Consider the following 19,687-nt stretch of genomic DNA (forward strand, 5'->3'; position numbering starts at 1 on the left):
CAGTGTTGAAAAATCTGCGCACGCTATATCCCTGAACTCTCGCGCAGGCTATCGACGATCTCGGCCATCAGCGCCAGATCGTTGCGTGAATCGTCGAGCGTGGTTTTCGGCTGCGTGCCCTTGACCAGATGATCGTGGAAGGCGCGCAATTCGAGCGCGAAGGGGTCGGTATAATCAGGACCGAAGACCCTTGTCTCCGTCTCGGTGTCGGTCGAATCGATCACCTCCAGCGAGGTCGGCAGGTTGCGGATATAGGGCGTGTCGTAGCTGACACGCAGTTGCCGCCGGTCGGACAGCACCTCGATGCGCGCGTCGAAGCGGGCAACGTTGTCGATCATCGCCTCGTAGATCGCGGTGAAATGGCCATAGTCGAAAAGCGCGACGATGGATTCCCCATTGGCCTTGTGATGGGCCGCGATCACCCGCTTCGGCAGCCCGATCAGTTCGCGCATCGCCGAAAGGCTGTGGGACGACAGCCCGGTCAGGACCTGATAGGCGCGCATGAGGTCGGCGGGCGCATCCTCCCCGACGACCTGCTTCAGGAGCGCCGACGTCTGCGCGCGGGATTCGGCGAGGAACGCGGCGTCCAGATCGGTTGGGTAGAAGATGTTACGGGTCTGTTTGATGAAGAACGGGCCCTCGCAGATGATATCGCGCACGCGGACGTAACGGAGCTCTTCCGGCTTCGGCATCATTGCCTTGGCGCGAAGGAAGCTCGGCGAATAGCGGCGCATATAGGCGACGAACAGCAGCTTGTCGGTGGCCTTGGCGAGCGGCGCGACCGCGTCGATCTCACCGAGCGTGAGGCAGGCCGGCTTTTCCAGGAAGACATGCTTGCCGGCTTTGAGCGCCAGTTCGAGATAGAAGCTGTGCGTCTGGTCCGGCGTCAAAATGAAAACGGCATCGATGTCGGGGGAAGAGACGAGCGCCTCTGCCGTCTCGAACGGCTTTGCACCGGGGTAGCGCGCCGAACAATAGGCCGTCAGGCTCGGCGAGACGTCGTAGACGCCAGCAATTTCAAACAAGTTCCGGTGATCCGAAAGGATCGGCAGATGCATGAGCTGGCTGACTTCGCCAAGCCCGATCAAACCAACGCGAACGACACGCATGAAAGCAACCTTTCCGCCTCACGAACGAGGCAACAATTCAACCTTTGACCGCACCGGCCGTCAGGCCGGAGACGATATGTTTCTGGAAGATGAGAGCGAGGATGACCAATGGCACGGTGACGATCGTCGATGCCGCCATGATCGCGCCATAGGGGAATTCGTACCGGCTGGAGCCCGAGATCAGGGCGATCGCCACCGGCACGGTGCGGTTCTCGTCCGTCAGGATGAAGGTCAGCGCGAACATGAACTCGTTCCACGAGGCGATGAAGGCCAGCAGTCCCGTCGAGATCAGTGCCGGCCCCATCATCGGCAGGAAGATGCAGCGCACGATCCGCAAGGGCGAGCAGCCGTCCATGATCGCCGCCTCCTCGATCTGTTTCGGCAAATCGCGCATGAACGTGGTCAGCACCCAGATGTTGAACGGCAGCGTGAAGATCATGTAGGAGAAGATCAGCGAACCGACCGTGTTGTAGAGCCCGAGCCAGCGGATCATCTCGAACAGGCCGGACAGAAGCGCGATCTGCGGGAACATCGAGACCGCGAGCACCAGCAGCATGATCGGCGAACGACCGCGAAAGTCGATCCGGCCGAGCGCATAGGCGGCCGCAATCGCCAGCACCAGCGAGAGTGCGACGACCGAGAAAGCGACGACCAGCGAATTCAAGAGGCTGCGCAGGAAAACGCCGTCCGACAGGATCGCCGTATAATTGTTGAACTTCAGGTCCGGGAAGAACGTCACGTCGAAGATCGCCTGACCTGATTTCAGCGATGAGGCGATCATCCAGTAGAACGGAAACAGCGTATAGAGCGCGACGACGCCGAAGAGGCTGTATATCGCGATCCTGTGCAGGCGTTTGCGGGCGTTGCTTCTGACCATGTCAAACTCCCAGCAGACGGCGGTTGAGACGGAAGACGGTGACGTAGATCGCTGTCACGACGGCGATCATCAGGAAGACGGCGGTACTAGCAGCCGAGCCCACCCCCATGTCCTGGAAATTGACGAGGACCTCGCGGGCATAGATCGACACCGTCTTGGTGTCGTCGCTGTTGGAGGAAAGCACGAAGCTCAGGTCGAACATGCGCAGCGCATCGAGTAGGCGAAAGAGCACGGCAACTGCAATGCTCGGCGCCAGCAGCGGCAGCGTCAGCGAGGTGAACTGCTTCCATGCCGGCACGCCGTCGATCGCGGCGACCTCGTAGATGCCGCGCGGTAGCATCTGCAAACCCGCCAGGATCAAAAGCACCATGAAGGGCGTGGTGATCCAGACATCGACGGCGATGATCACCGGCATGACCAGGGAGGCATTGGCAGTCCAGGCGATGCCGCTGTCGATGAAACCGGCCATCTTCAGCACGTGGTTCACGATGCCGAACTGGTCATGCAGCATCCACTGCCACATGCGGGCGCTGACCACGACCGGGATCGACCAGGGGATCAGGATGATCGCCCGCATGGCGCCGCGCCCGGCGATGTGGGAGTTGAGAAGGAGCGCGATCGTCAGCCCGAGAACGGTCTCGATCGACACCGAAATGACGGTGAAATACAGCGTATTGCGGACGGATTGCCACCACAGCGGATCTTCGAACAGCGCCCGATAGTTGTCGAAGCCGATGTAACTGTAGAAGTCCGGCTCCGTCAGCAGCGCGTCGGTGAAGGAAAAGACAAAGGTGCGCCCGAGCGGCCAGAGGGCGACGGCGGTCAGCACCAGCAGGCTCGGCGCCAGAAACCACCAGGCGGTGCGGGCGCGGGCCTGCCGCAATCCGAGAGATCTTATTACTGCCCCTGACGTCATCGTCTCAAGCCTCCGCAGCGCGAAGCGCACTTTCGTCGACCCCGAACAGATGCGCCTTCGACTGCATCCAGCCGATGGTGATGTCGGCATTCGGCCGGAGATCCGGCTTGCCCTGCACCTTCATCACCAGCATCTGGCCATCGCCGACACGCGCGTGCACCAATGCCTCGCCACCGAGCGGCTCGACGAGCAGCACCTGCGCCGGGATCTGCACCTCGCCGCCGCCAAGGATCAGATCCTCGGGCCGCAGGCCGATGCTGATCTCGCCGTCATAGTCGATACGGCCGAGCGTATGGGTGCCCCCCATGACCTCCAGCCGGCTCGCGCTTGTCTCGCGATGCAACGTGCCCGGCAGAAAATTCATCCGCGGTGCGCCGATGAAGCTGGCGACGAATTTGCTCGCCGGCCGCTCATAAAGTTCCATCGGCGTGCCGACCTGGGCAATCCGGCCGTCCTTCAGGACGACGATGCGATCGGCAAGCGTCATTGCCTCGAGCTGGTCGTGGGTGACATAGACGGTGGTGGCCTTGAGCTCGCGGTGAATACGCGCGATTTCGACGCGCATTTCCATGCGCAGATCGGCATCTAGGTTGGAGAGCGGCTCGTCGAAGAGAAAGAGCTTTTGCGAACGCACCAGCGCACGGCCGATGGCGACCCGCTGCTGCTGCCCGCCGGAGAGCTGGGCGGGTCGACGGTGCAGCAGATGTTCGATCTTGAGAAAGCGCGCGACCTTGCTGACCCGCTCCTTGATTTCGCCGGCGCCCAGTCGCGCTGTCTCCAGCGCGAAGCCGAGGTTGCGCTCGACGCTCATGTGCGGATAGAGCGCGTAGGACTGGAACACCATGGCGATGCCGCGCTCGGCCGGCGGCGTTTCGTTCATGCGCCTGCCGCCGATCTGCAGTTCGCCGTCGGAAATCTCCTCGAGCCCGGCAATCATCCGCAGCAAGGTCGACTTGCCGCAGCCCGACGGGCCGACGAACACCACGAACTCTCCTTCGCCAACCTTCAGGTTGACTTTGTCGATCACGGTCAGCGCGCCGAAGCGCTTGACGACATCGGTTAGGCCAATTCCACTCATATGCGCACCGCCTGTTTGCGAGCTTTGTTTGCAAGCGCCGCCACGCCGACCGCGCAGGCCGTGTCGCCAAGGACGCTTCTGATAATGGGAAGATCCCGGGCGCCATCGGCCCAGATGAATGGGCGCGTCAGGCTAGCAAGGCGCTCGTTGACCGAAGGGTCGCCGCCGATACCGCCGCCAAGGATCAGGATTTCAGGGTCGAGTGTGTTGACGAGCTGCCCGAGATAGGAGGCAAGCGACAAAAGCGCGTCGCCGACCATCGTGGCCGCCCTCGGATCGTGTGCTTCCGCTTCGAAGAGCTGCAGCGCGGTCGTCCCCGGACGGTCGATGAGTTTGCCGTAGCGCTCGCCGAGCGCCTTGCCGCTGGCGAAAAGCTCAAGATTGTGGCGTACCTGAAGGTCCTGATCTTCGCCGCCAAACGCCACGAGGTCGCTACCGGAAAAATGGATGGCAAAGCCGCGAGCGCCGGCATAGGGGGTGCCGCCGATCACCAGCGAATGCGATAGGCCGGTCGAAATCGTCACATAAACGAAGGGATCCGCATCGACGCCAGCTCCGATCCAGCCTTCGGCGTAGGCCGCGGCCCGTACATCGCTGTCGATATGAACAACACCGAAGCGGCTGAGATGCTGGCGGTAGTCGAGATCGCGCCAATCGAAATTCCAGGCCGATGCCGGTTCGCCGGCGCCGGTCACGAGTTCCGGCAGGCAAAGGCCGAGGCCTGCGGTATCGAGCTTGCGTGCGCTGCTTTCGGCCTCCATGGCCTCGGCGAGCACCCCGACCAGTTCGAGGACTGCACGGCCGCCTTGCTGGCAGGGCGTCGCGGCCGTGCGCTCAGTGATAACGGCACCGTCGGCCAGACGCACGAGGCAAGCCTTGGTCTTCGTCCCGCCGACATCGATGCCGATCGCGTGCTGGCTCACGGGCGCGCTCCCAATCGACCGGCCGCCGCGGCATCGATGTGCAACTCGGCATCCCGGCATTCGGCGGCAATCGTCGCCGGCCAAGTGGCGTCATAGGCCGTGGCGCCGCTCATGCGTTCGCAGGCGTGGCGTTTGCCCTCGCCCCAGGCGATCATCGCTACGGATTTCGACAGCTCCGCAATCGAGCCGATACCGATGGTCACGCCATGCGACGGTACTTCGTCGATGCCGCGAAAGTCGGGGAAGGTCGCGAGATTGTCGCGCCGCGTCTGCTCGGCTAGAGCGACCACCCGCGTCCGGCTATCGCGCGCCGAGCCTGGCGGGTTGAACGCGATGTGACCGTCGCCGGCGCCGGAAGCGAGCAGAAAAAGATCGATGCCGCCGACAGCGGCGATGCGGGCATCATAGTCGTCGGGATTGCTTGGGTCCGGCATCCAGAAGTTTGCCCGAGGAATGCGAAGTTCGGCAGGGAGGCCCGCGTTGATCCGCCCGACGATCTCACGCTCGCCGAACCCGCGGCAGGAGAAATGCGCCGATGAAGCCGGCGGCGTCAGACGGTCGCCGCCGCTGGTCTGCAAGTATTCGTCCATCATGACGATGACCAGCCGCGAGCAATTGATCGGCTCAACCTTCAGCCGCCGGCCGATCGCCTCGTAGACCGGCATGGGGCTGCGCCCACCCGGACAGCCGAGCACATAAGCACGGCCTTCGGAACCTCGCGCCCGGATGCCATCGACGATCCGCTCCGCCAGATGCTCTCCGATCGATAGCGGCGTATCGTGGACCTCGACCTTCATGCCTTTGCCCGCTCAGCCAAAAGCTCGGAAACGAAGCGGAAATTCCGTTCGGCGATGGTTTCCGGCGTGTCGGGATGGCCGCGCGCAAGATCCTGCTCGACCACGAGCGGGCCATCGTAGCCCGTCTGCCGCAGCGCATCGACGAAAGCGGCAATGTCGACGACGCCGCGATCGAGGTCGGTCATGATGCCCTCTTCGAAGGCGCGGTCGCTGTGGATGCCTTCGGCCAGAACCCGTTCGCGATAGGCGCCATCGACGTTCTTCAGGTGGATGGCGTTGATCCGATCCCGGTGACGGACAAGGAAATCAGTCGGATCGGCCTTCCAATAGGCGTGGTGACCGGTATCGAGGCAGAGCTCGACAAGGCCTGGCTCCGTCTCGGCAAGCAGGCGCTCGATCTGCGGCTCAAGCTCGACGCAGGTGCTCACATGCGGGTGAAAGCTGAACTCCAGCCCATGCGAGCGGGCAATGCGTGCAGCGCCCGTGGTCTGCTCGACGACGGAGCGCCAGCCTGCTTCATCGACCACGCCCATCCTGTCCTTCGGATAGAACTCCGACTCGTCCATCAGGATGAAATGCGTCGCGCCGATTGTAGACAGCAGCCGACAGATCGCTTGCGTCTTTTCCTTAAGGACCGGCCAGGAGGCGGGATCGGCGAGTGTGTGGACATGGGCCGCCGCGACGACCGAAAGGCCGCGGCTGCCAAGCTCGGATGAAAGCACCTCTGGATCCGTCGCAAAGAAGCCGTAGGGTCCAAGTTCGGTGTGCCGGTAACCGGCCGCCTTGATGCGGTCGAGATAGTCGGTCCAGTTGATTTCGTTGCCTTCGGGCCAGTAAACGCCCCAGCAGCACGGTGCTATCGCAATGTTCACGGGTGATGTCCTCGATCGGTGGGAAATAGGCGGGGGCTTACCAGCCCCGCGCCTTTAGACGTTCCAGGTCGCTCGCGACCTTCGCCAGGGCATCGTCCGCGCTTTCCTTGCCGCTCAGCACATTGTGCACGCCATTGAAGATCCGCTGGGACACCCGGTTGTAGGACGCGCCCGTGACCTGCGACGGACGCGAGGCGCTTTCGGCATATGCCTTCTCGGCAAACTGCAGCGAAGGATTGGCCGCCAGAACGTCCTTGTCTTCGTAGAGCGCCTTCAGCGTCGGGCTATAAGCCTGGAGCGCGCGGCGCTTCTGTTCCTTGGCGCCGGTGAGATAGCGCACCAGGCTGACGGCGGCGTCTACATCGTCGGCGTATTTCGACACACCGAGAAGACCCGCCCCGTAACATCCGCTCGACTTGCCGCCCTCAGCCCCAACCGGAAGCGCCATGACGCCGACCTTACCGCGCAGCGACGATCCGTCGGCCTGCGTCGTGCCCCAGACATAGCTCCAATTGCGATGGAAGACCGAGTTCCCGGCTTCGAACACGCCGCGCGAGCCTTCTTCGTCGTAGTTCAACACGCCTTCCGGGCTGATCCCGCCGATCCAGGATCGGGCAATATCGAGCGCTTCGGCCGCCTTCGGATTGTTGGCTGTGATCTCGCCCTCGGGCGAAATGAAGGTTCCGCCGCCGTAGGATGCCACCCATTCGAGCGCGTCGCAGGTCAGCCCTTCATAGGCTCGCCCCTGCCAGACATAGCCCCACATGTCGGGACTGCCTGATGCCCGCTCCTTGTCCTGGATGAGCTTCGCCGTCTCGGTGAGCTCCCGCCAGGTCTTCGGCTCGGCCTTGCCGTACTTCTCCAGAAGGTCCTTGCGATAGAACATCAGGCCGGCGTCGACGAACCACGGCATTGCCAGCAGCTGGCCATTGATGGTCGCGTCGGCAAGAGACGATTCAAAATGGCTGGAAACTTCGTCGGCAGGCACCTTCTGCCGGAGATCGACGAGGTGCGACGCGAGCGTGCCGACCCAGATATTGTCGAGGGTCAAGACATCAACGTCGCCGGACTTTCCGGCGAGCAGCTGCTGGTAGAGCGGCAGCGCCTCGCCCCAATTGGCCGGCATCTTGTTGATCTTGACAGTATTGCCGGTTTCCTTGGCCCAGGCCTCGGAGGCCGACTGGCAGAGCTCGAGCTCCGCGCCGGCCGAGCTGCAGAAAATCGATACTTCGGCCGCAGCCGCTGGAAATGCGGCAAACGCCGCGGTGGCCAAGGCGGCCGCTTTCACACACTTCGTCCAATGCATTCTCGTCTCCTCCCCAGAAAACGCTTTGCCTCGATCAGTGATGACAAATTACTATACCGTCCAGACGGTACAGTAAAGTGGGGAGAACGAGAATTTCACAGGAACGTTGGCGGCCCGGCAGCAAACCGCCAGCCTATGACCTAGGGCGGCAACGCCACGAGGCTATCCCGCAAAAGAAAAAAGGCGTGGCCCACCAGAAAGTGGACCACGCCTTGCCGCACCGAGATGCGGTCTTGCCCTAGGAGGCAGCTTTATTCGGCTGGCTGAAGACCCGGAACCGGGCTTTCCGGCAGCGCCCGGCCGCCAAGGGTTGCGGCAAGCTGGGTCTCATCCAGTTCGCCTTCCCACTTGGCGACCACGATGGTCGCAACCGCGTTGCCGACAAAGTTGGTCAGTGCCCGGCACTCCGACATGAAGCGGTCGATGCCGAGGATCAGCGCCATGCCGGCAACCGGCACCGCCGGCACGACCGAAAGCGTGGCGGCAAGCGTGATGAAGCCGGCGCCGGTAATGCCGGCTGCACCCTTGGAGCTCAGCATCGCCACGAGCAGCAGCAGCACCTGGTCGCCGAGCGACAGCGGAATGTCGGTCGCCTGGGCAATAAAGAGTGCGGCGAGCGTCATGTAGATGTTGGTGCCGTCGAGGTTGAAGGAATAGCCGGTCGGAATGACCAGCCCGACAACCGAGCGCTTGCAACCGGCCTTTTCCATCTTGCTCATCAGTCCCGGCAGCGCCGCTTCCGAAGAGGATGTACCGAGAACGAGCAGCAGTTCTTCCTTGATGTAGCGGATGAGGGCGACGATCGAGAAGCCGTTGTAGCGGGCAACCGCGCCGAGCACGACGAAGACGAAGAGCAGCGAGGTCAAATAGAATGTGCCGATCAGCATGGCGAGATTGGCGATCGAACCGACGCCATATTTGCCGATGGTGAAGGCCATGGCGCCGAACGCACCGATCGGCGCCGCCTTCATCAGGATCGCGACCAGCTTGAAGATCGGCAGCGTCAGCGCGTGCAGGAAATCGACGACAGGCTCCGCCTTCTTGCCGACCATGGCGAGCGCCAGGCCGAACAGAACGGAGATGAACAGCACCTGCAGGATATCGCCCTCGGCAAATGCGCCGACGAGCGTGGTCGGAATGATGTTCATCAGGAAGCCGGTGATCGACTGCTCATGCGCCTTCTCGGCGTAGGAGGTGACCGCCTTGACGTCGAGCGACGCGGGGTCGATGTGCATGCCGGCGCCGGGCTGCACCACATTGGCCACGATCAGGCCGATGATGAGCGCGAGCGTCGAGAAGGTCAGGAAGTAGATCATCGCCTTGCCGGCGACCCGCCCGACCTTGGCGAGATCGGTCATGCCGGCAATGCCGGTGGCGACGGTCAGGAAGATGACCGGGGCAATAATCATCTTCACCAGGCGGATGAAGGCATCGCCTAGCGGCTTAAGCTGCGTGCCGACCTCCGGGTAGAAATGGCCGAGCAGGATGCCTGCGGCGATGGCCGCCAGAACCTGGACATAGAGATGACGATAGAAAGGTGTCTTGCCGCGCGGTTCCGCGGATTGGTCGATAATCATGATATCCTCCACTTAGGCCCAGTCCGGCGTCATGCCGGGCCTCCCAGGCCCTATTTCCGAAGCGCGACAGCTCGGGCTGTCATGAGGATGTCATCTGCAATGGGCGTGCCAGATCGCAGCACAGCTGATCAGGCCATTGAAATATCGCCACTTTTTCGAGAATCTTGGATCACGCACACGAATATTTGAGCGGATATCCGCACAGATCATCTGGAAACTTGCGCGGAATAATGCACAATTCCGCCATGTCCATGCCCGCGCCCAGCCCTATCAATCCAGAGGATCTCGACCGGCACATGCGCCGCGCCTGGCTGATTTTTGCCGCGCTAGCGTTGGTGTTGTTGGCAGCGGGGCTTTTTTTCGCCGGCGAATATGGGCGAAACAAGGCGCTTGAAACCGTCGACATCCAGAGCCGCATCGATGCCAATCTCAAGGCCTCGCTGCTGAGGGCAGTGCTGGAGCGGCAGCGCGCGCTGCCTCTGGTACTGGCAGACGACGTCGAGGTGAAGACGGCGCTTGAGAAGGGTGGCGACCAGCCGTTGCAGCGGCTCAATCAAAAGCTCGAGGCGCTGGCCGCCAATACGGATGCGGCGGTGATCTACGCGATTGGCCTCGACGGCGTGGCGGTGGCTGCCAGCAACTGGCGCGAGCCAACCAGCTTCGTCGGCAATGACTACGCTTTCCGCGAATATTTCCGGCTGGCGATGCGCGATGGCAAGGCCGAGCATTTCGCCATGGGCACCGTCAGCAAGCGGCCAGGCCTCTACATATCAAGACGTGTCGACGGGCCTGACGGCCCGATTGGCGTCGTGGTCGCCAAGCTCGAATTCGGCGGGGTCGAGGCCGATTGGCTCGCCTCCGGCAAGCCGGTCTATGTCACCGACCGGCGCGGCATCGTGCTGATCACCAGCTTCCCGTCCTGGCGCTTCATGACGACCCGTACCATCCCCGGGGATCGCCTCGCCGCCATCCGCGACAGCCTGCAGTTCGGCGATGCCTCCCTGCTGCCGCTACCGTTCCGCCGGATCGAGCCAACGAGCAATGGATCGAGCGTGCTGACAGCGCTTCTGCCCGGCAGCAGCGAGCGGCAATACCTCAGGGTCGAGACCATGGTGCCCTCGACCAGCTGGCGGCTGGAGCAATTGGCACCGCTAGACGCAGCCCTTGGCGCCGCGAGCCGCGAGGCAAGGCTGCTGGCCCTTGCCGTTATCGTGCCGCTGCTGGCGCTTGCCGCATTCCTTCTTCGCCGGCGCCAGGCTTTGACGCAGGTCGCGGCCAACGAACGCGCCGCGCGCGATGAGTTGGAACGCCGAGTGGCCGAGCGCACACAGGACCTAAGCCTCGCCCGCGATCACCTCGAAACCGAGATCGCCGACCACAGGCGCACGGGCGAGAGGCTGCAGGCGGTGCAGCAGGAACTGGTCCAGGCCAACCGCCTGGCAATCCTCGGACAGGTGGCGGCGGGCGTTGCCCACGAGATCAATCAGCCGGTCGCAACCATCCGCGCCTATGCCGACAATGCGCGCACCTTCCTCGACCGCGGCCAAAAAGAAACCGCCGTCGAAAATCTCGAAAGCATCGCTGCGCTGACCGAGCGGGTCGGCACCATCACCGACGAACTGCGCAGCTTTGCGCGCAAGGGCCGTTTCGTCGCCGAACCGACGGCGATGCGGGAGGTGATCGAAGGCGCTCGAATGCTGCTGCGCAGCCGCTTTGCCGGCCGCATGGACGCGATCGTCATCGACCTGCCTGATAACGGCCTCAGCGTGCTCGGCAATCGCATCCGCTTGGAACAGGTGCTGATCAACCTGTTGCAGAATGCCCTGGAAGCCCTCGGTGATCGGGCAGACGCTGAGATCCGTGTGCGGTGCGAGTTAGGCCCCTCCGAAACAGTTTCGCTTGTTGTCGCCGACAATGGTCCGGGCATTCGGCCCGATATCCTCGAAGACCTTTTCACGCCGTTCAACACCTCCAAGGATGAAGGTCTCGGTCTCGGCCTTGCCATCTCCAAGGAGATTGTCGCCGACTATGGCGGCGACATCGAGGTCAAGACCAGCCCTGAGGGCACCGTCTTCACCGTGCGTTTGAAGAGGGCCTGAGCGATGCAGCAATCCGTATGCCTCGTCGACGACGACAGCGAACTCAGGCGGGCGATGAAGCAGACGCTGGAGCTTGCCGGCCTCGCGGTCTCCGCCTTTCCCGGCGCGGCGGAAGCGCTCGCAATCCTCAACCCGGATTTTAGCGGGATCGTCATCAGCGATATCCGCATGCCCGGGATCGACGGCCTCACGCTGTTTCGCCGGATCGCCGATTTCGACCCCGACCTGCCCGTCATTCTGGTCACCGGCCACGGCGATATCCCGATGGCCGTTCAGGCCATTAAGGACGGCGTCTATGATTTCATCCCGAAACCCTTTGCCGCCGACCGTCTGGTGCAGAGCGCACGCCGCGCCTTGGAAAAACGCCGGCTGGTGATGGAAAACCGCGCGCTGAAACGCGCAGCCGAAGTCGCCGGTGAGAGCCTGCCGCTGATTGGCCAGACACCGGTCATGGAACGGCTGCGCCAGACCTTGCGGCATATCGCCGACACCGACGTGGATGTGCTTGTTGCCGGCGAAACCGGCAGCGGCAAGGAGGTGGTGGCGACGCTGCTGCACAATTGGAGCCGGCGCCGCAACGGCAACTTCGTGGCGCTGAACTGCGGCGCACTGCCGGAAACGGTAATCGAGAGCGAGCTTTTCGGCCACGAGCCCGGCGCCTTCACCGGTGCCCTGAAGAAGCGCGTCGGCCGTATCGAGCATGCGAGCGGCGGCACGCTTTTCCTCGATGAGATCGAGGCGATGCCGCCGGCAACGCAGGTCAAGATGCTGCGAGTGCTTGAAGCCCGTGAGATCACGCCGCTTGGCACCAATATCGTGCGCCCCGTCGATATTCGGGTCATCGCCGCGGCCAAGATCGACCTCGGCGACCCGGCCCAGCGGGGCGATTTTCGCGAGGATCTCTATTTCCGGCTGAACGTCGTCACCCTGTCGATCCCGCCGCTGCGCGAACGCCGGGACGATATCCCCCTTCTCTTCTCGCATTTCCTGACGCGGGCAGCCGAGCGTTTCAAGCGCGACGTGCCGACGCTTTCGCCGGCCGTCAGCCACTATCTGAGGTCTCATTCCTGGCCGGGCAATGTGCGCGAGCTCTCGCACTTCGCCGAGCGCGTCGCCCTTGGCGTCGAAGGTTCGCTCGGCCAACCGATTGCCGCGGCGCCGACCAGTGCCGGCCTGCCCGAGCGGATCGAGCGCTACGAGGCGGAAATTCTGAAAGAAGCGCTGCGGGCGCAGCACGGCGACGTCAAGGCGACGATCGAAGCGCTCGGCATTCCGCGCAAGACCTTCTATGACAAGCTGCAGCGGCACGGCATCAACCGTGCGGATTATGCCGATCGCCGGGGATCAGAGAAGTCCGGCCGCTAGCGCATTTCCAGGAAAAGTGCGGAGCGGTTTTCCGTCAGGAAATGCGTAAAAACGAAAAGAACGAGCGTGCCCGCGGCTTCGTCTCATCCGGAAACGCTCTACCGGGCAATCAACAGGCCTGACACGCAACCTTCGGATTAACGCTTGACGGCGCATCCGGATCGATGGCTATCTCTAGGCATTCACCAGGGGGGTCCCGTCAAGGGGCTGAGATACTGCTGGGCGGATCGGCTTTGCCGACCGAGGCGCAGTGACCCGTTGAACCTGATCCAGTTCATACTGGCGTAGGGACGGTGCAGACATTGACGCCACGATTCCGTCATTCGCGCGGCATTTCAGGCAAACATGTCTTTTCCTTCCGGCTTCAGAACTGGGTCTCCAACCGCAAACTTGGAGCCTCATCATGAATATTGCCACCAAACCCGCAGAACTCTCGGTCACAAAAGGCCCGCTTCCCGCCTCGAAAAAGGTCTACAAGCCAGGCACGATCCATCCCGACATCCGCGTTCCCATGCGCGAAATCACCCTGCACCCGACGTCGGGCGAGCCGCCGGTCACCGTCTACGACGCCTCCGGTCCCTACACCGTAGAAGATGCCAACATCCGCATCGAGGATGGATTGCCAAGACCGCGCCGCGACTGGATCATCGCTCGCGGCGATGTCGAAGCCTATGACGGGCGCGACGTGCGGCCGGAAGACAACGGCTTTGCCTCCGGCGACCGGCTGACGCCGACCTTTCCCCTCCGTCACGCGCCGCTGCGCGCAACCGGCCGGCGCGCGGTGACGCAGCTTGCCTATGCGCGGGCCGGCATCATCACGCCCGAGATGGAGTTCGTCGCCATCCGCGAGAACCTTGGCCGCGACGCTGCACGCGCCGCGCTACGCGACGGCGAAAGCTTTGGCGCCCATATCCCCGATCACGTCACGCCCGAATTCGTCCGCCAGGAGATTGCCAGCGGCCGCGCCGTGCTGCCGGCCAACATCAACCACCCAGAATCCGAACCGATGATCATCGGCCGGAATTTCCTGGTGAAGATCAATGCCAATATCGGCAACTCCGCCGTCACTTCGTCGATGGCCGAGGAAGTGGAGAAGATGGTCTGGGCCACCCGCTGGGGCGCAGACACGGTCATGGACCTGTCGACCGGCCGCAACATTCACAACATCCGCGAATGGATCATCCGCAACTCCCCCGTGCCGATCGGCACCGTGCCGCTCTACCAGGCGCTGGAAAAGGTCAACGGCATCGCCGAGGATCTGCGCTGGGAGGTCTATCGCGATACGCTGATCGAGCAGGCGGAACAGGGGGTCGACTACTTCACCATCCATGCAGGTGTCCGGCTGCACTATATCCCGCTGACGGTCGACCGGGTCACCGGCATCGTCTCGCGCGGCGGCTCGATCATGGCGAAATGGTGCCTGCACCACCACAAAGAGAGCTTTCTCTACGAGCACTTCGAAGAGATCTGCGACATCTGCCGCGCCTATGACGTCTCGTTTTCGCTCGGCGACGGCCTGCGTCCGGGGTCGATCGCCGATGCCAATGACGCGGCGCAATTTGCCGAACTGGAAACGCTGGGCGAGCTGACGGAGATCGCCTGGGCGAAAGACTGCCAGGTGATGATCGAGGGGCCTGGCCACGTGCCGATGCACAAGATCAAGGAAAACATGGACAAGCAGCTCGCTGTCTGTGGCGAGGCGCCGTTCTATACGCTTGGGCCCCTGACGACCGACATCGCCCCGGGCTACGACCACATCACCTCGGGCATCGGTGCCGCGATGATCGGCTGGTTCGGCACGGCCATGCTCTGCTATGTGACACCGAAGGAACATCTGGGGCTTCCCGACCGCAACGACGTCAAGGTGGGCGTCATCACCTACAAGATCGCGGCCCATGCCGCCGATCTCGCCAAGGGGCACCCGGCGGCCCGCACCCGCGACGACGCCCTGTCGCGCGCCCGCTTCGAGTTCCGCTGGGAGGACCAGTTCAACCTGTCGCTCGATCCGGAAACCGCCCGCTCCTTCCACGACGAAACCTTGCCGAAGGAGGCGCACAAGGTCGCGCATTTTTGCTCCATGTGCGGGCCGAAATTCTGCTCGATGCGGATCTCGCACGACATCCGCGCCGAGGCGCAGAAGGAAGGTTTTCAAGCGATGGCGGCCAAGTATCGTGAGGGTGGCGACCTCTATATGCCGGTCGACAGCGAGGCAGACGTTCGGGGATAACGACCACGCCAGAAGGGGCGGCGACCCCGCCCCTTCTGGCGCCCGGCGGGCTCCGGCACTCTTTACGCAATGGCCCATCTCTTCGTCATGCTCGGGCTCGACCCGAGCATCCACATTGGAGGCAGCCGGCTTGTCGATACGAGGCTGACACAGAGGTGCCGACTGGATGCTCGGGTCAAGCCCGAGCATGACGGTGTGAGAGGAATTGCTGCCGCATCAGCATCTTGATCGCTCCAAGGAGGTCGCACCCGGCCCCTTCCGGCGCCCTAAGGGCTACCTGCAAGCCGGACGGCGACGTCGAGCAGGACATTGGCACCGGCGACGAGATCTGCCGGATCCGTGTGTTCGCGCGGATTGTGGCTGATCCCGTCGCGGCTCGGCACGAAGATCATCGCCGCCGGCGCGATGCGCGCGATCATCTGGGCGTCGTGGCCGGCGCCGGAGGTCATCCGCCGGCTCTTCAGCCCACGGGCCTTCGCGGAAACTTCAATCGCCGCGACGACCGCACCGTCGAAACTGACGGGCTCGAACCGGGCGAGACGCTCGACAGAGACGGTCACATGCTCTTCCTGCTCAAGCCGGTCGAGAAAGCCGGAAAGCGCGCTTTCAAGCGCCCTCAGGCGATCCTCGTCCGGGTCGCGCAGGTCGATGGTAAAGACCGCGCGCGAGGGGATGACGTTGATCGCGTCCGGCTCGAAGCGCATGGTTCCGATCGTCGCAACGCTCGGCGCGTTTGATCGCGCGATGTGCTCGCGCAGGAACAGGCCGACGCGCGCGGCAGCAAGGCCCGCATCGCAGCGCATCGCCATCGGCGTCGTGCCGGCATGATTGGCAACGCCGTCGATGGTCACGCGCTGCCAGGAAATCCCTTGCAGATTTTCGACGGCGCCGATCGTGGTCGCTTCGCGCTCAAGTACCGGCCCCTGCTCGATGTGCAATTCAACATAGGCATGAGGTTTCAACGAGCCGGGCTCGACGCTTCCGGCGTAGCCGATGCGTTTGAGTTCCGATCCGAGCGTCGTGCCATCGGTTCCTACCGTCGCAAGCGCGGCTTCGACCGCAAGGCGGCCCCCATGAACAAGCGACCCCAGCATATCGGGCGCGTAGCGCACCCCCTCCTCGTTGGTAAAGGCCGCGACGACGATCGGGCGGACAGGCGCGAATCCCTGCTCCTTCAGTGTCTCGATGACTTCGAGGGCGGCCAGCACGCCGTAGCTGCCATCGTAGATGCCGGCATTGATGACCGTGTCGATATGGGAGCCGAGCATTAACGGCGATTGCCCGGCGTTATCCTGGCTTTGCCAGACGCCGAAGATATTGCCGATACGGTCGACGGCGATCTCCAGCCCCGCGGCCCGCAGCCAAGCGACTAGGCGGTCCCGCCCGAGCTTGTCGGTGTCAGACGCAGCAAGCCGTGTCAGTTGCCCCTGATCGTTGCGCCCGATCGCGCCGAGTTCGCGGATGCGGGTAAGCAGACGTTCGGCATTAATGGACTGATGAGACATGACGGCGCCGCCTTCAATCGTGTTTGTATTGAGCATCGCGACTGTCACTGCCCCACATCCGGTGCGGCCAGCCGTTGCCGGACGATTTCGGCGTGGAACCGGGCACCGAAGATCAAGGCATCGTCATTGAAGTCGTAATGCGGATTGTGCAGCGGCGCGGATTCCTGGCCGTTGCCGATAAAGACGAAGCAACCCGGCACATGCGCGAGGAACCGGGCAAAATCCTCCGATCCGGTCATCGGCTCGGCGGCGACGGCGACATTGTCCGTCCCGAACACCGCACCGGCCGCTGCGAAGGCATGATCGACGAGAGCCGGATCGTTGAGCAGCGGCACGAACTCACGCGTATAGGTCACCTCGACCTCGCAGCCATAGGCATCCGCCGTCCCCTTGGCGATCGTGCGCATCTGCTGTTCGATCCTGGCGCTCACCTCAGGTCGGAAGCTGCGCGCATCACCGAGAATGCGGGCCAGGCCTGGCAAGGCATTGCGCGTGCCGTCGGTGATCAATTCGGTCACGGAGACGACGGCGATATCGGCCGGAGAGAGCCTTCGCGAAACGATGGTCTGGAGATTGACCACTGTCGCGCAGGCAGCGACCAGCGTCTCGTTGCCCGCGTGAGGTCGCGCGGCATGGCCGCCGACGCCCTTGAGCGTGATCTCGAAATTGTCTTCGGCCGACATGATGGCGCCGGCACGGGTCTCGAACTTTCCGACCGGCAGGCCCGGCATGTTGTGCAGCCCATAGATCTCGTCGAAGGGAAAGCGTTCCAGCATGCCATCGGCGAGCATGGCAAGTGCACCCTTCCCCCATTCTTCAGCTGGCTGGAAAACGAAGCGCACGGTCCCGTCAAAGCCGCCCTCCTCGGTCAGCAGCTTCGCTGCGCCGAGCAGCATCGCCGTATGGCCGTCGTGGCCGCAGGCGTGCATCGTGCCGGGCCGGGTAGAGCAATAGGCAATTGTCCCCTGTTCCGCGATACGCAGCGCATCCATATCGGCACGCAGCGCTATGGCGCGATTTCCCGTTCCATGCCGCAGCGTGCCGATCACCCCGGTGCCACCGATACCTTCGGCGACCTCGTCCAGGCCGAACTCCCGCAGCTTGGCGGCAACGAAGGCCGCTGTCCGCTTTTCCTCGAAACCGAATTCCGGATGGGCGTGCAGGTCATGACGCCACGCCGTCATCTCCGCCACAAGCTTGTCGATATCCGTGTTTGCCATCCGCGTCATACCCTTTCCAATTTCTCAGCCCCGGCGACATCAGCCGGCGCGAGGCCAACCAGCTCTTCGTAGCGTTCAGGATCCGTGGCACCTTCGGTATTGATCACCAGGATCCGCGAATTGGCATCAAGGCCGAGGGCGGCGCGCATGTTCGGGTCTCCGGCGACCGTGATGAGGCCAGCCAGCCCGACACCGCCGCTTTCACCAGCAACGATTGCCGGATCGCCCCCTTTCGGGCGAGCGAGGCGGTTCATGATCGAAACGGCATCCTCCTCGTCGATCATCATGAAGGCGTCGGCAACACGCGAAAGAATGCGCCAGGCGACAAGAGAAGGCTCGTAACATTCGAGCATCGCCATGACAGTTGGCTCGCCATGTGGCACTTTCACCGGATGGCCGGCCCTTGCCGTTTCCAGCAGGCAGGCAGCTCGGGCCGGCTCGACTACGACGAAGCGCGGCCGGTCATGACCGTAACGCAGCGCCAGTTGCCCGGCCGTTGCAGCAGCGATTCCGCCGACGCCGGCTTGCACGAAGACATGCGTCGGTGGTGCGTCGATCGTCCGCAAGGCTTCGCACAAAAGCGCCGTATATCCCTGCATGACCAGACCGGGAATATATTCGTATCCCGGCCAGGAGGTGTCCGATACGACGGTCCAGCCACGCTCGTTGCAGACCTTCGCCGCAAACTCCACCGAGTCGTCATAGGTTCCTTCGACCCGGACGATCTCGGCGCCGTAATGCGCAATCGCCTCTATGCGTTTCTGGCTGACACCGGAATGCACGAAGATCACCGATTTCGCACCGACAAGCTCAGCGCCCATCGCCACTGAGCGACCATGGTTGCCATCCGTGGCGCAGCCGAACGTCATTTGGCGCGCGACCGCGCGAACGTCAGGGCGCGTGAGATCGTCTATGTCGACGTCCAGGCCTGTCTGCTTCCGGACCTCGTCAAGCACCAGCCGGATCACCGCGTAGGATCCGCCAAGCGCCTTGAAACTGCCGAGCCCGAGCCGATGGCCCTCGTCCTTGACGAAGATTGCTCCGACCCCGAGTTCGGCCGCAAGCGCCGGCAAGGAATGAAGCGGCGTCGGCCGATGATCGTCACGGCGCGATAGCTGCCGCTCAACCTCTGCAGCCGCAGCAATCGAGAGCATTTCGGCATCGTCAGGCAGCAGCGGCGATCCGAAATCGGCATGGTGGTTGCGAATGAGCATGTGGGCAATCTCCTCGTTCGATGAAGTTATATTTCACCGAACGAGAGAAATGCGCTCTAAATGGAGAGCCCTTACGCAAGTTTGTAAATGACAATGAGGAAATGATGGCCGTTTCAAAGAGCACATCGGCGGAGCTCGACCGCTTCGACCTGGCAATCCTCTCAATCCTGCAGAAGGACAACACGACGCCACAGCGACAGATCGGCGAGGCCGTCAACCTGTCTGCGCCGGCCGTGCAACGGCGGATCAAGCGCATGGAAGAAACTGGGGTCATCCGCAGCAATGTCGCGGTGATCGAGCCGGCGCGGGTCAACCAGGCCCTGACGATCCTTGTCGAAGTGGAGGTGGAAAGCGAGCAGATCGACCTGCTCGATGCGGCCAAGGCCGCCTTCTCGGCCGCTCCGGAAGTCCAGCAATGCTATTACGTCACGGGCGACGTGGATTTCATGCTTGTCGTGATCGTGCCGACGATGGGCGATTACGAAGCCTTCACCCGCCGCATGTTCTTCGGCAATCCCAACATCCGGCGCTTCCGAACCTTCGTGACTATGGACCGCGTCAAGGTCGGTCTGTCAGTGCCGGTGGAAAAGCCGCGCTGAAGG

At 62.9% G+C, this 19,687-nt stretch carries 16 protein-coding genes and 1 riboswitch; of the genes, 4 read left to right on the forward strand and 12 right to left on the reverse strand.

What is annotated here, in order from left to right; translation table 11 throughout:
- Positions 1 to 23: 23 nt before the first annotated feature.
- The 9 genes from ASD00_RS25040 to ASD00_RS25080 form a co-directional block, all read right to left on the reverse strand.
- Positions 24 to 1,109 carry a Gfo/Idh/MocA family oxidoreductase gene (locus ASD00_RS25040; RefSeq protein ID WP_057209817.1) on the reverse strand — a complete coding sequence of 362 codons (1,086 nt, stop codon included), beginning with the start codon at positions 1,107 to 1,109 and terminating at the stop codon, positions 24 to 26.
- Between the two features lie 37 nt (positions 1,110 to 1,146).
- Entirely contained in the window at positions 1,147 to 1,986 is an 840-nt protein-coding gene (locus ASD00_RS25045) for a carbohydrate ABC transporter permease (protein ID WP_057209818.1), read from the reverse strand.
- Position 1,987: 1 nt separating this feature from the next.
- Complete coding sequence (locus ASD00_RS25050; protein WP_051509250.1) at positions 1,988 to 2,902, reverse strand: sugar ABC transporter permease; 915 nt, start codon at positions 2,900 to 2,902, stop codon at positions 1,988 to 1,990.
- Between the two features lie 4 nt (positions 2,903 to 2,906).
- Entirely contained in the window at positions 2,907 to 3,980 is a 1,074-nt protein-coding gene (gene ugpC, locus ASD00_RS25055) for a sn-glycerol-3-phosphate ABC transporter ATP-binding protein UgpC (protein WP_057209820.1), read from the reverse strand.
- On the reverse strand, positions 3,977 to 4,903 hold the full coding sequence (locus ASD00_RS25060; protein ID WP_025429251.1) for an ROK family protein: 927 nt from the start codon (positions 4,901 to 4,903) through the stop codon (positions 3,977 to 3,979). The genes ugpC and ASD00_RS25060 overlap by 4 nt, the downstream gene beginning before the upstream one ends.
- Entirely contained in the window at positions 4,900 to 5,700 is an 801-nt protein-coding gene (locus ASD00_RS25065; RefSeq protein WP_057209822.1) for a 6-phosphogluconolactonase, read from the reverse strand. The genes ASD00_RS25060 and ASD00_RS25065 overlap by 4 nt, the downstream gene beginning before the upstream one ends.
- Entirely contained in the window at positions 5,697 to 6,572 is an 876-nt protein-coding gene (locus ASD00_RS25070; protein ID WP_057209824.1) for a sugar phosphate isomerase/epimerase, read from the reverse strand. The genes ASD00_RS25065 and ASD00_RS25070 overlap by 4 nt, the downstream gene beginning before the upstream one ends.
- Before the next feature lie 37 nt (positions 6,573 to 6,609).
- Entirely contained in the window at positions 6,610 to 7,878 is a 1,269-nt protein-coding gene (locus ASD00_RS25075) for an ABC transporter substrate-binding protein (protein ID WP_057209825.1), read from the reverse strand.
- Positions 7,879 to 8,129: 251 nt separating this feature from the next.
- Positions 8,130 to 9,455 carry a dicarboxylate/amino acid:cation symporter gene (locus tag ASD00_RS25080; RefSeq protein WP_057209827.1) on the reverse strand — a complete coding sequence of 442 codons (1,326 nt, stop codon included), beginning with the start codon at positions 9,453 to 9,455 and terminating at the stop codon, positions 8,130 to 8,132.
- A gap of 230 nt (positions 9,456 to 9,685) precedes the next feature.
- Between ASD00_RS25080 and ASD00_RS25085 the strand changes: the two genes are divergently transcribed.
- The 3 genes from ASD00_RS25085 (at position 9,686) to thiC (ending at position 15,146) form a co-directional block, all read left to right on the forward strand.
- A complete protein-coding gene (locus ASD00_RS25085) occupies positions 9,686 to 11,554 on the forward strand; it encodes a sensor histidine kinase (protein ID WP_057209829.1) in 1,869 nt (622 codons plus the stop codon).
- 3 nt (positions 11,555 to 11,557) lie between these two features.
- Positions 11,558 to 12,919, forward strand: a complete 1,362-nt coding sequence (locus ASD00_RS25090) for a sigma-54 dependent transcriptional regulator (RefSeq protein ID WP_057209831.1) — start codon at positions 11,558 to 11,560, stop codon at positions 12,917 to 12,919.
- Positions 12,920 to 13,096: 177 nt separating this feature from the next.
- Positions 13,097 to 13,228: riboswitch (TPP riboswitch) on the forward strand.
- 94 nt (positions 13,229 to 13,322) lie between these two features.
- Positions 13,323 to 15,146 (forward strand): phosphomethylpyrimidine synthase ThiC, encoded by a 1,824-nt coding sequence (thiC, locus tag ASD00_RS25095; RefSeq protein WP_057209833.1) that lies wholly within the window; start codon positions 13,323 to 13,325, stop codon positions 15,144 to 15,146.
- A gap of 266 nt (positions 15,147 to 15,412) precedes the next feature.
- Here the strand turns inward: thiC and ASD00_RS25100 are convergent, their stop codons facing one another.
- Genes ASD00_RS25100 through ASD00_RS25110 form a run of 3 tightly spaced genes read right to left on the reverse strand, consistent with a single transcriptional unit; the run spans position 15,413 to position 19,085 of the window.
- Entirely contained in the window at positions 15,413 to 16,651 is a 1,239-nt protein-coding gene (locus ASD00_RS25100) for a Zn-dependent hydrolase (protein ID WP_057210099.1), read from the reverse strand.
- Between the two features lie 44 nt (positions 16,652 to 16,695).
- Positions 16,696 to 17,871 (reverse strand): M20 aminoacylase family protein, encoded by a 1,176-nt coding sequence (locus ASD00_RS25105; protein WP_057210100.1) that lies wholly within the window; start codon positions 17,869 to 17,871, stop codon positions 16,696 to 16,698.
- Between the two features lie 5 nt (positions 17,872 to 17,876).
- A complete protein-coding gene (locus tag ASD00_RS25110; protein ID WP_057209835.1) occupies positions 17,877 to 19,085 on the reverse strand; it encodes a diaminopropionate ammonia-lyase in 1,209 nt (402 codons plus the stop codon).
- 104 nt (positions 19,086 to 19,189) lie between these two features.
- Between ASD00_RS25110 and ASD00_RS25115 the strand changes: the two genes are divergently transcribed.
- Complete coding sequence (locus tag ASD00_RS25115; protein WP_057210102.1) at positions 19,190 to 19,684, forward strand: Lrp/AsnC family transcriptional regulator; 495 nt, start codon at positions 19,190 to 19,192, stop codon at positions 19,682 to 19,684.
- Positions 19,685 to 19,687 lie beyond the last annotated feature (3 nt).

This window comes from Ensifer sp. Root31 (assembly GCF_001424825.1).
Taxonomy (GTDB): Bacteria; Pseudomonadota; Alphaproteobacteria; order Rhizobiales; family Rhizobiaceae; genus Ensifer; species Ensifer canadensis.